Genomic DNA, 14218 nt, shown 5'->3' with positions numbered 1-14218 from the left:
ATAGTAAAGAACCTGGACAACCGACCAGGTTCTTTTTTGATTTTCCGCTATCCATTGCTCAATATATGCATTGATCGCCAAGCTTCGCTTTTTCTATCCAGTGTCGCATCTCCTGCACCTCCTTTGTATCTGCGTCCTACCTACCAAGTGCCATCCGTAGTACAAAAGGTTACTCAGTTATCGACAGCGGCTGGCTGTTTCACATTTACGGTGACTGCGAGATCATCAAGATAGTAAGGTTTATTAAACGTAGCAGCACAAATATAGATGGAATCGGTATTGCTAATATTGGAAAACGTTGCTTGATACCTATTGCTGCTGCCTTGGATTCGAACCGGTGTATCGTCCTTGTAGAAAATTTTCCCCGTCCGATCTTCAAGCCAAATATGGTAAACCTGTTCGAAAAGGCGATCTCCTGCAACTTCGTAGATAAGCGTTAATTTGTTATTTTCCACTTTCTCATCTACAACGGTGACGGATCCGACTTCCCCTTGCGAAAGGGTGATCGGCTTTCCCTTCCATTCACCGTCAACTTTCGTATCGGAATTCATTGCGCTCAAATAAGGTTTGATCGTTACCTGCTCCGGGATTGTATCGAAAGGCTCAAAGTAATAGGTAAAAACTTGGCTGCCGTCTGAAGACCCTCTACCATGTCCGCTTATAGGCTGCAGAACACGGCCCTGTTCATCATAGACATGGTACTTCAAGCTTCTGATATCCTCGCGGTTTGGCATTTGGACCGTTATTTTCGTAGTTGTAGGGAATAAAGCAAGCTCTTGATAGTTCATTTCAATCCGTTGCCACGTCCTTGTTTGACCGATAGGAAAGGATTGATTTTTACCTTTACGCACAACAGGGATCTCCACAAATGTTTTGGTTTCGTCGCGAGATTTGATGCCAAGAGCAAAGGTGTCCGGCAGTTCGTCATCTACATGAATGCTATAGGTTTCTGCATATGTCCCTTTTTCCAGCTTTTTTCCGCTGGCCCCCTGAGAGTAGCCGGATAAATCCTTCCCGTTGACTGTAAATATTACGTCATTTAGAAAGAACGGGGAATCGTCGACATTGGATTGTGAAATCACGCCAAGGTTAATATTGGAGCCGTCAAATAGACTTTCAGTAAACGTGACCACATGATCTCCGATCACCACTTGCTGACCCAATTTTGTGGCCAACTGTAATTGACTTCCTTTTTTAACCCCAATATTGCCAACCAATTCGAAAATAGACCCGACAACCGGAAGCGACCTCATAACCTGAGCAAAAGCCGGAGATAGCGAAGACATGCCAAACATGAAAGCGATGGCTGCTGCTGCCGCTGCTATGCCATATCGAAGCTTTAATCGTTTGTTGTCATTTCTTTTTATTTGTTTGAGTGTTAAATGGATGCGTTCATCGACGGTTTTGGGTATAGGTAAATTCACTCGATCTGTTATCCCCTGCTCCCATTTTTCCATTGATATCCCCCCTGTTCTTCCCACATCAATCGAGCATTTTCACGTGCACGCCTCAACCAAGTTTTTATGGTGTTTTCGGGCTTTTGGAAAATTTCGGATATATCTTTGATCGAGATGTCTTCGATATGGTAAAGCTTGAGCAAGTGGCTATCTTCCTCCGGAAGTGTGTCTAGCAGCTGCTCCAGTTCAACCTGATCGAATCCGGTCTCAAGGGAAGAAGGTGTCGTCAGCTCATTAAACTCAATGATCTTCTTGCTTTGTCGATGAATTTGATGGCATTCATTGATCACGATTCGGAGAAGCCAAGTTTTGAAATAGGCAGGCTGTTTCAAGGTCTTGATTTTTTCAAAACTTTTTAAGATTGCTTCTTGAATTGCGTCCGCACAATCTGCATCACTGGTAAGTATCGTTTTTGCCACCTTATACATGACCGCTTTATTCATATGAATGAGATTCTCAAAGGATTGAAGATTGCCTCGTTGAGCCTTCTTCACTTCCTTTTCCATATCCATAACATCTCTCCCCCCTTCCTTTCAGACACATGTTAGATGCACAATAGTAGTGTGAGGTTTCATTTTTCCAGGAAATTGTTATGCTTACGATGAACTGTCCGCTTACCGCCCATATGGCAGAGGGGGACTTCTGCTTACTGCAAGCAAAAGTCCCCCTACCATTGTGTCACATACGGTACAAATTAGCTTTCTCAGCTCTCGAATGCCATTTATAGAGATATAGACTCTTTCAAAAAATCCCTGACCTTCATCGGAGGCCGACCGATCAGGTCAGCTAAAGCGGTGCTCGTTTGCGCGAAGTCCCCATTGCGGCTGGCCCGAAATAAACCCAAGATGATCTCAAGGCGCGCTTCGGGAAAACCATGAGCAAGCAGATACTCCCGGTACGTTTCGTCCGATACGACTTTTCGGCGGATAGGCCGCTCGGCTATATCCGATACCATCGCCGCAACTCCCCCCATATCAATCGCTTCAGAGGCTGTCAGATTCGGGCTCAGGCCGTCCCAACTCCGTTCGGTTAGAATGACCGCCGTGGCTTGAGCCAAGTCCGTGTGCGTCGTCCACGCAACCGGACCGTCCTCGGGAACGATCAATTCTCCCGTCTTGATTGCTTCGCCGATTAATCCAATCAATGAGGAGGCGTAAAAACCATTGCGAAGAGCTGTATAGAGCATGCCCGATTCTTGAAGCAGCGCTTCTGTCGCAGCATGGTGGGGCATAGGCGGAAAGGGCGACGTCGGGGAAGCGCCCATGTGACTCGTGTACAGCACCCTGCCGGCGCCTGCCTTCTTTGCGGCGCAAATCGCGGTTTGATGCTGACGAATCCCCGCTTCTCCCAAAGTGCCAGAGGAAACCAGGAGAACCTTCGATGCGCCTTCAAAAGCATATAGCAAGCTGTCCGCATCATCGAAATCGCCATGACGAACACGGACTCCACGATCCTGTAAATCCTGTACCTTATTCACGTCCCGGACACTGACACCAATCTGCTCGGCCGGGTGACGCTTAAGCAACTGCTCGACCACGCCCCTGCCTAATTTTCCGCTTGCTCCCGTAACGATGATCATGCCGTTTCATCCTCTCTACACTAAAGAATTTGCTTACGATACGGTTTTGTGCAACCATATAGTGCATAAGACAAAGATAAAAGGTTAGCGCCTTGCGAACAATCAGCAATAAGCCGTTTTCGTTGTGTTCCCAACACAATCGCCGATCTGTCTGTTTTAAGATCCGTAGAAAGCGTGGTTAAGCATGCCGGTAAATCCCAACGACCCCCGTGTGAAAAGAACCCGTCAGTTGTTAATACAAACCTTTAATGATCTGCTCGATGAAAAGAGAAACATATATTCCATTTCCGTGCACGACATCGCGACTCGAGCGGCCGTCAACCGCGCAACCTTCTATGCCCATTTTCAAGATAAATTTGCTTTTCTCGAGTACTGGATGACGGAGAAGTTTCACATCATTATCAACAAAAGGCTGCCGGATGATTCCGTATTCAGTCAGGACAATCTGAGAGTCCTTGTTCAAACCATCTTTCAATTTCTTTTGCGGTTTCGACAGTACATCACGCCGGGAGACAAACAGTTTGAGCCGATGCTTGAAAAGGCCATGCAAAAGGAAGTGTATCGGCTCCTGCTTCAATGGTCGAAATTGGCAGCCAATCAGAGCATCCCGCAAGAAAAGCTGGAAACCACGGCTCTTGTCGCCAGTTGGGGCGTATTCGGGACAGCCCTACAGTGGAGCAGAGACGCTCAAGCCCGCTCCTTGGAATCGATGGTAGAAGACGTTATCGAGGTTGTACTCGTTAATTTGGGCGCTATTTGGGAGCAAGCATGACGACTATAGAAGGGATGTCGGGATATGAGAAAGGTAAAAATGTTAACCGGTTATCCATTGATGGTTATTTCGCCGGATCAGATGCTGCGAGTTTGGGGACGGGTTGGTTTATCCATGATCCGAAGGTAGATGCCGCGGCACACGAAATAGGCGGTAAAATGGAAACGGTCTTGTTAAGGGGCACCACTTACCGATTGTTTGAACGCTTCCGGGTTCCGGCTCTCAAGGATCCCCATGCACAACCGCATTTGAAAGAGACTGCCGAGGAACTGACGCAAATGACCAAGGTTGTTTTCTCTCGAACTATCCAAGAATCGAGTTGGGATAACACCGAGATCAATCGCGATCATCCAATAGAGGTTGTCCGGCAAATGAAAGACTGAAGGGGACCCAGTCGTTCGACTCCGGAAACGTCCTGCTTCATTACGAAAGGAAAAAATAAATTAATCGCTATATGGAAAAAGAGCCATCCACTGCGAATGGCCCACAAAACTTGCCGTCACTGCCTTTTGTCAAGATGTTCCAACAGGCTGTCGAGTTTCTTTTCCATTTGAATGTCATGCCGCTTCTTCCAGTTCACATAGTTGATTACGCTGATGAGTGCATACACTGTCAGGAAAAACATAAGAAGAGAGAGCAACTGGACTACGCCGGTCATGAATGAGAATGCCACCTTTCATCCCTCCACTTCGGACGATAATAACTATCTACGTCTTCAAGAGCGAGAAAGTTGCTATAAACCGCCGATCACGCAGGAAGCGGCTGACCCCTCTGCACCCTCTGCTACAGCTTCACCTTCGGCAGCTCCTCCAGCTTATGATAAATGCGTTTCCCTTTCGCAGCGGCGATCCTCACCATCTCGTCCGCTCCTTGCGACGGGCCGCCGACCCGCAGCACCGCATTGCAATAATCCAGCAGCCTGATCGAAGACGGATGGAATATGGCGTTGAACACGTCATCGCCGATTTCGCGCGAGCCGGCTGTTGCGATCAGCGGAAGCGCGTACCATTCTCCGAGCACCGGCATATGCCCCGTCTGATACACTTGAAGCGCGATTTCGTTCATGAACCGAACATTGTGCTCAATGAATTCCGGGTCATCCCCGGTCCCCGACCGGTACGGTCCGGCAACGAGAATATGCATCGGCTTCGCATGATCGACGAGCAGCCCGTGAATTTGCGCGTACTGGAGCAGCATGATCGTTTTGCCGTCACGGATTTCCCCGGTTCGTACCATGTCCAGTGCCTCGACGAAAGGAAGCTCAAGCACTTCAATGTTCTCGTTCTCCTCTTCAAGACCTCCACCTGTGCCAACCAGCATGCCCTCATCATATTCCGCTGTGTACAAATGGACGACTTCCGTCACCGAGCCCGGCGACATATAAGCTTCGCCCATCTTGGCCAGCTCGCGCAGCCGGTAGCCTGTCTCCTCCTCGGCTTCCCGCATGATACAAGTATCCGGATCGTCCCGGTCCAGCAGCCCCGCGCACACTTCGATCAGCATGCCGGTGTCGTTGCCGTTCTTGTAAGTAGGAATCCGGAATTGCCGTGTCAGCACCACCGTTTGCTTTTGCCGGTTGTAGAGCAGTATCGCAGCCCCGTTGCCGCGGTCGTACACCTCACGGGACTGGATTTGCGCTTCTCCATTCCTGCCTATGTATTCGAACGTGATTTTTTTCAGGATATACCAATTATCGGACAGCAGCTTCTCTTCCACAATGTTGATAGTCGGCTGATGCCGGCTCCGCACTTTGTTCATAGGTTCCTCCCCATAACGATTCCGTTATCTTTCGTAATGATCAGCTTACCTTCTTGCTGCAATCGGGCCTTGATGTATCGCGTAAAATCCGTTAGCCTTTCCCCGCTGAGCAGCTCCCGGGCATTCATCGGGGTCGACAGGATGTAGTCGATGAGCGGCTGCGCCTCGGTCACCTGCAGTTCGTCGTCATACCGATGAACCTCCGCCTGCCGGAAATAGGGCGCCAGTTGGTCCGGAGCATGATCCAGATGAAAGCGTTCGATGACCCGATCCAACACCTGCACCGCGGGATCGAATCCAGCCGCGATAAGCTCTACCTCTCTCAAATGCCGCATGCTCATCGTCGACGTGCAAAACGTGCCTCCCGGCTTGAGTACCCGACGAATTTCGGCTAATGCTCCCGGAATGTTCCGCACGTGATACAGTACGTTGTTAGCGATCACGATATCGAAGGCTGCGTCGTGAAACGGGATGTCCTGGGCATCGGCGGTCAAGAACGTAAACCGGCGGTCGTGACCGATCCGGCTGCGCGCCTCCGCCACCATCCCCCTCGACAAATCGGTGAAGCTAACCTTCCAATCGGCAGGAACCCGCTCCAGATTACGAGTCCAGAGCGCTCCATCCCCGCCGCCCAATTCCAGCACCGCACTGCCGGGAAGGCTTAGGAGATGGTCGAACACCCAGCGGTGCCAGCCGATCGGATTGACGCTGAAACGGTCGTACAGATCGATTCTCGTACGAAGGCGGGCTGCCGTCTGGTATTGTTCAAGCCAGCTCTGCTCCTCATGTACGGCTTGAATCAAATCCGCCAGCACCGTCCAATCGGCGTGCTGCTGACCGGCATCGATACTGTCGATCGTCCGGTGAATCGCCGTATGCACGTTTTCGAGCTTGGCGATTTTGTGGCGAATCGCGTCCCGCTGCGCCATGAGCGAGCTGCGGAAGCTTTGCCCGGGCTGCCGCTCATCCTCCACGACCGATTGAATTTCCTGTAGGCTAAGCCCGATATATTTCAACGTCTGAATATGCTGCAGGCGAATCAAATCGTCGTTGCTGTACAGCCTTCCGTAAGCCGGATCGTATTTGGCGGGCGTCAGCAGCCCGATTTGATCGTAATACCGCAGCGTACGAACCGTTATTCCCGTCCGCTTGGCAATTTGTCCTGTCGTGACATACCCTTCCAGTCCTTTCACAGCGTCCCTCCTCTCTTGCTTGATTATATCGGGTTACGTAACGTCACCCGCAAGCATTATTTTTCATGCCGGATAGTCAAAGCAATAAGAAAAACCACCCTCGATGCAAAGGATGGCTTCCCGAATCATGCCTGTATAACGACCGAGCGACCCTGTCCGCTCCTCCGACATTTTTCATTGATACCCTCTCCGGATCCGGTCCAATGCGCCGAGATCAATGTGCTCGATTTTCCCGCGGCCCAGCTTGAGCAGTCCGGCGCGTTCCATCTCCTTCAAGCCGCGGCTGACGACCTCGCGGGACGTTCCGAGTTCGACGGCGAGCCGGTCATGCGTCATTGCAAGCGATCCGTCAGCTTCACCTTTGAGGAGAAGAAACTCGGCCAACCGGTATCCGATCGGCATGAAGGTCACCTGATCGATCAACTGTGACATCTGCGCCATTCTGCGGGTGACCTGGCTGAATAAATAACGCGAAATATGTTCATGCCGATGGGCCCAATTCTCGAACGTATCTCTCGGCACGATGAGCAGCTCGCACTCCGTTTCGACCTCGGCTGAGGCTCCGTAAACCGTCTGTCCCAAAATACTTGCCATCATCAAAATGCAAACCTCTCCGCTCCGAACGCGATACAGCGTAATTTCCCTGCCTGTTGCTTCGCTGATCCGAAACACGCGAACGGATCCGGCGACAACGAGGATGGCGTGGTTCAGCTCATCTCCTCTTGTTTTTGTTTTCTCGCCGGGATGTACACGCTGTAAAGAAGCTTCCCGCCAATCCGATGGAGCGAGCGATGAAAGGAAAGGAAATAAACGGATAACCCGGTTGATGTCTGCAGGACTCATAGTGACGCTCCTTTGAACAGGCTGGAGAATTGGCGCGCTCAGGCCAATCGACATTTGCAGCCGGTTAATCAAACTTTTTTCCACTTTACCATTTTACTAGGAAATAAAAAATCCCGCCTCCAAAGAGACGAGATTGTTGTTCGGCATTATAGCGCCCCGGTAAAGGCGGCGGACCCTCGTTGACTACTGCCAGTTAACGATATTTTACATCGTTAACTCCCTGGACGGCGGCATGATCGAGCAGCTTACCGATGGTTTTCATCGGTAGTAAGATGATCGCGCTTGACGCCGCTCCATCCGGCTAATCTTCCCGCACGATTTCCCTGCGCCCGGCAAAACCGATCAGCCCAAGCAGCCCGACGAAGCCAAGCCAGCTCCACGAACGCTCCGGATGGCTAAGCGAGGAGACGCGCACCGCATTCGAATTGTCCGTTCCGCTGACGGACGTGCCCGTGAACGACGAACCGGGATTCAGTTGGCCCCGCGTACCGTCGGTGTTGGAGCCTGTCCCCGTCGCCCCGATCCCCGGCGTGGTCGAGCCGGCTGCGTCCGTCGGGTCCGATCCGATATCGGAGCCCGGCATGCCGCTCGGCGTCTTGCCGTAAACGCCTGATGTGCCCGGCGCACGATTGGTCGTGCCCGAAGTGTCGGATGTGACGGCATTACGCGTGCCGGTCGTCCCGCTCGTCGCTCCGCCTCCGGTATTGGACGATACATTCATCCCGCTTGTCGAACTGCCTCCCGTATAGGACGTTCCTGCCGTCCCGCCGGCTGCTCCGGCACCCGAGCTGAGCGATCCTGCCGTCCCGCTCCCCGTTCTGCCAGCGGCCGCATTGTCCTTCACGCCGACACCCGAGCTCGATCCGTTCGCCCGCACATCCGTCGAGCCGAAGCCGCTTGGCATGCCGCTGCTCACGCCTTGGGTCGTGCCGGTCGTACCGCTGTCATACGGTGTATCTGCATAGGCGGGCAATGCGAAAGCGGCCGATACCAGCAGTGCTCCGGTTAATGCTGCAAAGCCTTTCTTCATCATTTGCTTCCTCCCGAGGCTCGTCTTGTCGCTGATGACAAACTTAGCTTGAGCCTCGGGGAGCGGTTTTATGCCGATATGCCTATGCCTTTGCGGATGCTTACGCCGAACATCTACCGTCTGCTTCTGACCTCGAAAACCGCGAACTTCAAGTAGTTGCCCTCGTCGACCCCAAGCAGCTGCGGATGATCTTTCCCGGCGCCGCGGAAGTCGACGAGCCGAAGAATTTTGCCCGCATCGTTCGCCGCCGCATGGATCGTCTCCAGAAACAAATCCGGACGTACATGGTACGAGCAGCTCGCCGTCACGAGATATCCGCCCTCGTTGACCAGCTTCATGCCATGCAGGTTGATGTCCTTGTACCCGCGGCACGCCCCTTCGACCGCCTGCCGGTTTTTCGCGAATGCCGGCGGGTCGAGAATGACGACGTCCCATGTACGCCCTTCGCTGGCGAGCGGCTTGGACGTATCGATTTTGCCGCCTGCACCGGCGCTTCCCGCTTGACTCCGCTTGCGCCTCTCGTCGAGCCCTTGCACCTGCTTCCGCAAATAGTCGAACGCATCGGCGACGACGAACTCGACGCGGTCGCCGAAGCCGTTCAGCTCCACATTGCGCCGGGCGCTGTCGATCGCATGCTCGGAAATATCCAGGCACGTCACCTTCTTTGCCCCATACTTGCAGGCGTGCAGCGTAAACGAGCCGGTATGGGAGAAGCATTCGAGCACCGTCGCTCCGTCCCAATACGGGAATGTGACCTCTTTGCCCGAAGCGTTGACCGGAACGGTACGCTCCACGCCGTCCGCATCGGCTATCGTGCGCAGCTCGATACCGCTGCGGCGGCCCCAACCGGTCATGAGCGGCTTGAGCGCTGCCCGGTTCTCGCGCTGATCAAAGAAATAGCCGGTCTTCTGTCCTTCAACGATGTCGACTTCAAGCTGAATATCGTTCTCCGTAATCCGCACATGCCGCGGACAATCGCCGTACAGCACGCCCGTTCTCTGCTCCAGTCCTTCCAGCTCGCGCACGTGGACGTCGCTGCGCTCGAATATGCCGCTCGGCCCGAAAACATCGACCAGTGCCGTCACGATGGATTCTCGCCGAACATCCATACCGAGCGTCAAAATTTGAACGACCAGCACGTCCCCGAACCGGTCGACGATGAGTCCCGGAAGCAGGTCCGCTTCGCCGTAGACGAGCCGGCAAGCGTCGGCACCCGGCACGAAGCGGTCTCGGTGCGCGCGGCAGCGCTCGAAGCGCTCGCGGAACCACGCGGTATCCAGCTCCCCGACCGGCTTATAATCAACGACGCGAACGCGGATTTGCGATGCCGCATTGTAATAGCCTGAAGCGACGAAACGTCTCGCATGGTCGTACACGCCGACGACGGCACCCGGCTGCGGCTCGCCCTCCACCGTTTCAATTTCCGTTCCGAACACCCAGGGATGTCCGGCTTCCAGCCGCTTCTTGCGGCTGCGAGTCAGTATAACAGCTGCCATGTTCCGGTCTTCCTTCCATTTGACATGCCCAAGCCGATCTTCGCATACATTGGAACGAGGCTTGCCCGCCGCTTTGACGGACAAGCCCCGCATTTCCCAGTTCAGCCAAGAAGGAGCCCGCAGCATGATAATAACTTCTATTATTCTTCCTGTTTGTGCAGGCTTATGTATATTTCTTTTCGGGATGAAGCTGATGGAGAGCGCCCTTCAGCAGTGGGCCGGCCCGTATTTGCACAACATCCTGCAAATGTTCACCCGTACGCCGATCCGCGGCTTGCTGGCCGGAACGGCGCTGACCGCCGTGCTGCAAAGCTCGACCGCCGTGACCGTCATTTCGATCGGCCTCGTGAATGCTGGCGTGCTCAGCTTTGCCTCTACACTGGGGGTCATCCTCGGCACGAACATCGGCACCTGCCTGTCTACGGAACTGATCGGGCTGGGCCTCGAAGGCATGGGGCTGCCGATCCTTCTCGTTTCCAGCGCAGTATGGCTCGCCTCCTGGCTGCCGTCCAATAGCGCCGCAGCCAAACGAGCCTGGCTCCTGAACGTACGCTGGGCTTCGCTTGCCTTATGCGGCTTCGCGCTCGTCCTGCTCGGTGTCGAGATCATGCAAACCATCGGAGCCCCGCTTCGCGAGCGCGGCTTATTCGCTTGGTTCGTCGCCGCGGCGCAGCAGTCGCTTCTCTGGGGCGTCGTTGCCGGCGCCTGCGTCACTGCGCTCGTCCACTCCAGTGCGGCAACGATTGCGCTTACGATGTCGCTCGCTTCCATTCAAGCGGTGTCCGTCGAATTGGGCATCGCCATCGTCCTGGGCGCCAACATCGGCACCTGCGTTACCGCGCTGATCGCGGCTGTCGGTGGTACGAAAGCAGGCCGGTACGTGGCGTGGTCGCACATCCTGCTGAATGTCGGCGGTACGCTCCTCTTCTTCCCTCTAATCGGGCTGCTGTTCCATATCACCGCGTGGATGACCGCCGGCGAAGCCGCCCAAATCGCCCGCGCTCAAACGCTGTTCAATATCGTCTGCTCCGTGCTTGCACTGCCGCTCTGCTATCTTAATAAGTGGAAGAACCTTGAATTCCGTTTATGATGGCAACCCCGGACGAGGTGCCTAGCCGTGTTGCCCCCGCTTCGATCATCGCCTGCGCCGCCTGCGCGTCGCGCACGCCGCCGGACGCCTTCACGCCGATTGACGGGGAGACGGAAGCCCGCATCAGACGAATATGCTCCACGGTTGCGCCGCCCGGTCCGAAGCCTGTCGACGTCTTTACGAAGTGAGCGCCGGCTTCCTCCGACAGCTTGCACGCCGCTACAATTTGCTCGTCCGACAAGAACCCGGTTTCCATGATGACCTTAACGATCGCCGAGCCGCTTACCGCTTCAACGACATGCGCGATATCATTGCGAACCGCGTCGTAATCCCCATCGAGCAGGGAGCCGATCGGCAGCACCATATCGATTTCACTCGCTCCATCCTCAACGGCTTCCGCCGCCTCGAACGCCTTCACCTCGCTTTTTCCGGCCCCGAGCGGAAAGCCGACTACGGCGGCAACCTTAACCGGAGTGCCGTCGAGCAGCTCCTTGCAAAGCGACACCCACTGGCCGTTCACGCAAACACTGTAAAATCCGTATTTTCTTGCTTCAAAGCAAAGCTTCTCAATCGCTTCCCGGCGTGCATCCGGCTTCAGCAGCGTATGGTCGATGTAAGCCGCTAACGTTTTCGGATCAACTGTCATCGGTATCACCTTCTCCTATGTAGTTGGGGTTAATCTTCCTGCAAACAAACAAAGGATTTTACCCGGCGGCTCTCGCCTGTACAAGCAGAACGCCGGGATAAAATCCATTATACCATACTTAAATTACCAGTTAGCTGCCGCTGCCGGTGCAGCTGAAGGAACTGCAGGAGCCTTCTCCTCAACGTTGACAAGCCGGCCGCGATTTTCGTTAACGCCCGCTTCCGTCAGCTCGACACGGCACATTTTGCCGATCAGCTCTTCGCCGCCTTCAAATACGATTTGCAAATAATTGTCCGAATACCCCATCAGCATGCCGGCCTCCAGGGCCCCCTTCTGGTCACGCTCCGGAATGACTTCCACAACTTGCCCGACAAATTGCTGAGCGTAAGCCAGCTGATTGCGCTCGGACATATCGATCAGCTCGTGGACGCGAACGTTTTTCACTTCCTCGTCGATCTGGTCGTCCATCCGCGCCGCCGGCGTACCGGTACGCTTTGAGTACGGGAACACGTGCATCTCGGCAAAATTCATCGCTTCAATAAACTGATAGCCTTCGCGGAACAGCTCCTCGGTTTCACCCGGGAAGCCGACGATCAGGTCGGTCGTAATCGCTACGCCCGGCATCGCTTCGCGGATGCGGCGCAGCTTCTCGGCGAATTCTGCGGTTGTGTACTTGCGGCGCATGCGGCGCAGCACCTCATCGGAGCCCGCTTGCAGCGGAATATGCAGGTGGCGGCACATTTTGTCCGAGGTGTTCAGTACATCCAGCACTTCCTCGGTAATTTGGCTCGCTTCAATAGAAGAAATACGGATCCGCTTCAGCCCTTCGACCTGATCGAGATCTCGCAGCAGCTTGGCAAGCGAATAATCTTCAAGATCCTCGCCATAGCCGCCGGTATGAATGCCCGTCAGAACGATTTCCTGATAGCCCGCATCGACGAGCAGCCGCGCCTGCTTCAGCACGCTTTCCGGCTCCCGGCTGCGCATCAGGCCGCGCGACCAAGGGATAATGCAGAAGGTGCAGAAATTGTTGCAGCCCTCCTGAATTTTCAAGAACGCCCGCGTCTGATGGGCAAAATCCGGTACATCCAGCTCCTCGAACTGCCGTGTCTTCATAATGTTGCGTACTGCGTTGATCGGCTGGCGTTCCGCTTCGAACCGCTTCACCAGCGGGATAATATTTTCGCGATCCTGCGTCCCGATAACGAGATCAACGCCCGGAATCGCCAGGATTTCCGCAGGGGACGTCTGGGCATAGCAGCCCGTCACCGCGACGATCGCATCCGGATTGCGGCGCACCGCGCGGCGGATCATCTGGCGGCTCTTCTTGTCACCCGTATTCGTTACCGTACATGTATTGATCACGTACACGTCCGCCGTCTGCTCGAAGTCCACCTGCTCGTAGCCGGCAGCCTTGAACTTTTGCCAAATGGCTTCCGTGTCGTAGAAATTCACTTTACAGCCTAGCGTATGAAATGCAACTGTTGCCATCTCTTATTGCCCTCCCATCTCTCCGACTTCATATAAAATGCACGACAAACCGACCATCGCCGCCGTCTCCGTGCGCAAAATCCGTTTGCCCAGCGTAACGACCCGGCAGCCCGCAGCTTCCGCTTCCGCGGCCTCCTTCTCGCTGAAGCCGCCTTCCGGCCCGACGAGCAGCAGCAGCTTCGGCTTCAAGCCGTCCTTGCCGCCACGCTCCGCCTTCCAGGAAAGCAGCGCGTCCTTCAGCCCGACTGCATCTTCCTTCTCGTAGCATAGCCATGCGGCGTCCGCTTCACGCGCCAGCTGAAGCAGCTCCTTCCAAGAGCGCACCGGCTCAATCGCCGGGATCCGGTTGCGATGCGCCTGCTCGGCCGCTTCTTTGGCGATCTTGCCCCAGCGCTCCGTGCGCTTCGCTTCTTTGCGGGCATCGTACTGCACGACCGTGCGCTCCGATAAGAACGGCACAAACCGTGCGGCACCGATCTCCGTTCCCTTCTGGATGACCGTTTCCATCTTGTCGCCCTTCGGCAAGCTTTGCCCGATCCAGACGTCAACGGAAGGCTCGGCTTCGAGCGGGAGCGCTTCGAGTACGGCAGCCTTCACCTCGGACTTCTCGAAGGACACCAGCTTCGCTTTCGCTTCCCGGCCAAGCCCGTCGCTGACAATAACGACATCGCCTTCCTCCGCGCGCATAACCCGCGTTAGATGGTGAGCGTCGTCACCTGTTATGGAAACCATATCATCAACCCACATCCGCGGGTCTACAAAATATCGCTGCATCTGCTCTCTACCTTCATGTTTCGAAATAAATCAACGTCTATCATACTGCATTTTCGAGCAAAATGCTACCGCACCCCAACATATGTTAC

General features: G+C 54.5%; 15 protein-coding genes. 3 read left to right on the top strand and 12 right to left on the bottom strand.

What is annotated here, in order from left to right; translation table 11 throughout:
* Nucleotides 1-173: 173 nt before the first annotated feature.
* From ACFFK0_RS06285 to ACFFK0_RS06275, 3 genes are all read right to left on the bottom strand, one after another.
* The gene (locus ACFFK0_RS06285) at nucleotides 174-1457 is read right to left on the bottom strand and encodes a DUF4179 domain-containing protein (protein ID WP_377469133.1); all 1284 of its coding nucleotides are present in this window, start codon (nucleotides 1455-1457) and stop codon (nucleotides 174-176) included.
* Nucleotides 1433-1969, bottom strand: a complete 537-nt coding sequence (locus ACFFK0_RS06280) for a sigma-70 family RNA polymerase sigma factor (protein ID WP_377469132.1) — start codon at nucleotides 1967-1969, stop codon at nucleotides 1433-1435. Before ACFFK0_RS06280 ends, ACFFK0_RS06285 begins: the two co-directional genes overlap by 25 nt.
* Before the next feature lie 209 nt (nucleotides 1970-2178).
* Complete coding sequence (locus tag ACFFK0_RS06275) at nucleotides 2179-3036, bottom strand: SDR family oxidoreductase (protein WP_377469131.1); 858 nt, start codon at nucleotides 3034-3036, stop codon at nucleotides 2179-2181.
* Between the two features lie 184 nt (nucleotides 3037-3220).
* Here ACFFK0_RS06275 and ACFFK0_RS06270 point away from each other — a divergent pair, with 184 nt between their 5' ends.
* On the top strand, nucleotides 3221-3808 hold the full coding sequence (locus tag ACFFK0_RS06270; protein ID WP_377469129.1) for a TetR/AcrR family transcriptional regulator: 588 nt from the start codon (nucleotides 3221-3223) through the stop codon (nucleotides 3806-3808).
* Entirely contained in the window at nucleotides 3805-4191 is a 387-nt protein-coding gene (locus ACFFK0_RS06265; protein WP_377469127.1) for a dihydrofolate reductase family protein, read from the top strand. Before ACFFK0_RS06270 ends, ACFFK0_RS06265 begins: the two co-directional genes overlap by 4 nt.
* 116 nt (nucleotides 4192-4307) lie before the next feature.
* Here the strand turns inward: ACFFK0_RS06265 and ACFFK0_RS06260 are convergent, their stop codons facing one another.
* The 6 genes from ACFFK0_RS06260 to ACFFK0_RS06235 all read right to left on the bottom strand — a co-directional run bounded on the left by ACFFK0_RS06260 (nucleotide 4308) and on the right by ACFFK0_RS06235 (nucleotide 10128).
* Nucleotides 4308-4466 (bottom strand): hypothetical protein, encoded by a 159-nt coding sequence (locus ACFFK0_RS06260; RefSeq protein WP_377469126.1) that lies wholly within the window; start codon nucleotides 4464-4466, stop codon nucleotides 4308-4310.
* Between the two features lie 125 nt (nucleotides 4467-4591).
* Nucleotides 4592-5566 (bottom strand): GDP-mannose pyrophosphatase NudK, encoded by a 975-nt coding sequence (gene nudK / locus ACFFK0_RS06255; protein ID WP_377469124.1) that lies wholly within the window; start codon nucleotides 5564-5566, stop codon nucleotides 4592-4594.
* Nucleotides 5563-6759 (bottom strand): MerR family transcriptional regulator, encoded by a 1197-nt coding sequence (locus ACFFK0_RS06250; RefSeq protein WP_377469123.1) that lies wholly within the window; start codon nucleotides 6757-6759, stop codon nucleotides 5563-5565. Before ACFFK0_RS06250 ends, nudK begins: the two co-directional genes overlap by 4 nt.
* 174 nt (nucleotides 6760-6933) lie before the next feature.
* Entirely contained in the window at nucleotides 6934-7602 is a 669-nt protein-coding gene (locus tag ACFFK0_RS06245; RefSeq protein ID WP_377469122.1) for a Crp/Fnr family transcriptional regulator, read from the bottom strand.
* Between the two features lie 301 nt (nucleotides 7603-7903).
* Nucleotides 7904-8635, bottom strand: coding sequence for a hypothetical protein (locus tag ACFFK0_RS06240; protein WP_377469121.1), 732 nt, complete (start codon nucleotides 8633-8635; stop codon nucleotides 7904-7906).
* 110 nt (nucleotides 8636-8745) lie between these two features.
* The gene (locus ACFFK0_RS06235) at nucleotides 8746-10128 is read right to left on the bottom strand and encodes a class I SAM-dependent rRNA methyltransferase (RefSeq protein WP_377469168.1); all 1383 of its coding nucleotides are present in this window, start codon (nucleotides 10126-10128) and stop codon (nucleotides 8746-8748) included.
* Between the two features lie 124 nt (nucleotides 10129-10252).
* Here ACFFK0_RS06235 and ACFFK0_RS06230 point away from each other — a divergent pair, with 124 nt between their 5' ends.
* The gene (locus tag ACFFK0_RS06230; RefSeq protein ID WP_377469120.1) at nucleotides 10253-11218 is read left to right on the top strand and encodes a Na/Pi cotransporter family protein; all 966 of its coding nucleotides are present in this window, start codon (nucleotides 10253-10255) and stop codon (nucleotides 11216-11218) included.
* On the opposite strand, the gene deoC is transcribed toward ACFFK0_RS06230, so the two are convergent.
* From deoC to ACFFK0_RS06215, 3 genes are all read right to left on the bottom strand, one after another.
* Entirely contained in the window at nucleotides 11184-11864 is a 681-nt protein-coding gene (deoC, locus tag ACFFK0_RS06225) for a deoxyribose-phosphate aldolase (protein WP_377469118.1), read from the bottom strand. The two genes, ACFFK0_RS06230 and deoC, sit on opposite strands and share 35 nt — an antisense overlap.
* Nucleotides 11865-11987: 123 nt before the next feature.
* The gene (gene mtaB, locus ACFFK0_RS06220) at nucleotides 11988-13355 is read right to left on the bottom strand and encodes a tRNA (N(6)-L-threonylcarbamoyladenosine(37)-C(2))-methylthiotransferase MtaB (protein ID WP_377469117.1); all 1368 of its coding nucleotides are present in this window, start codon (nucleotides 13353-13355) and stop codon (nucleotides 11988-11990) included.
* Nucleotides 13356-13358: 3 nt separating this feature from the next.
* The gene (locus ACFFK0_RS06215) at nucleotides 13359-14129 is read right to left on the bottom strand and encodes a 16S rRNA (uracil(1498)-N(3))-methyltransferase (RefSeq protein ID WP_377469115.1); all 771 of its coding nucleotides are present in this window, start codon (nucleotides 14127-14129) and stop codon (nucleotides 13359-13361) included.
* Nucleotides 14130-14218 lie beyond the last annotated feature (89 nt).

Origin of the sequence: Paenibacillus chartarius (genome assembly GCF_042432825.1) — a bacterium.
In the GTDB taxonomy this organism is placed as follows: domain Bacteria; phylum Bacillota; class Bacilli; order Paenibacillales; family NBRC-103111; genus Gordoniibacillus; species Gordoniibacillus chartarius.
The sequence above is the reverse complement of the archived record's forward strand: the minus strand, read 5'-3'. Positions and strand labels throughout refer to the sequence as shown.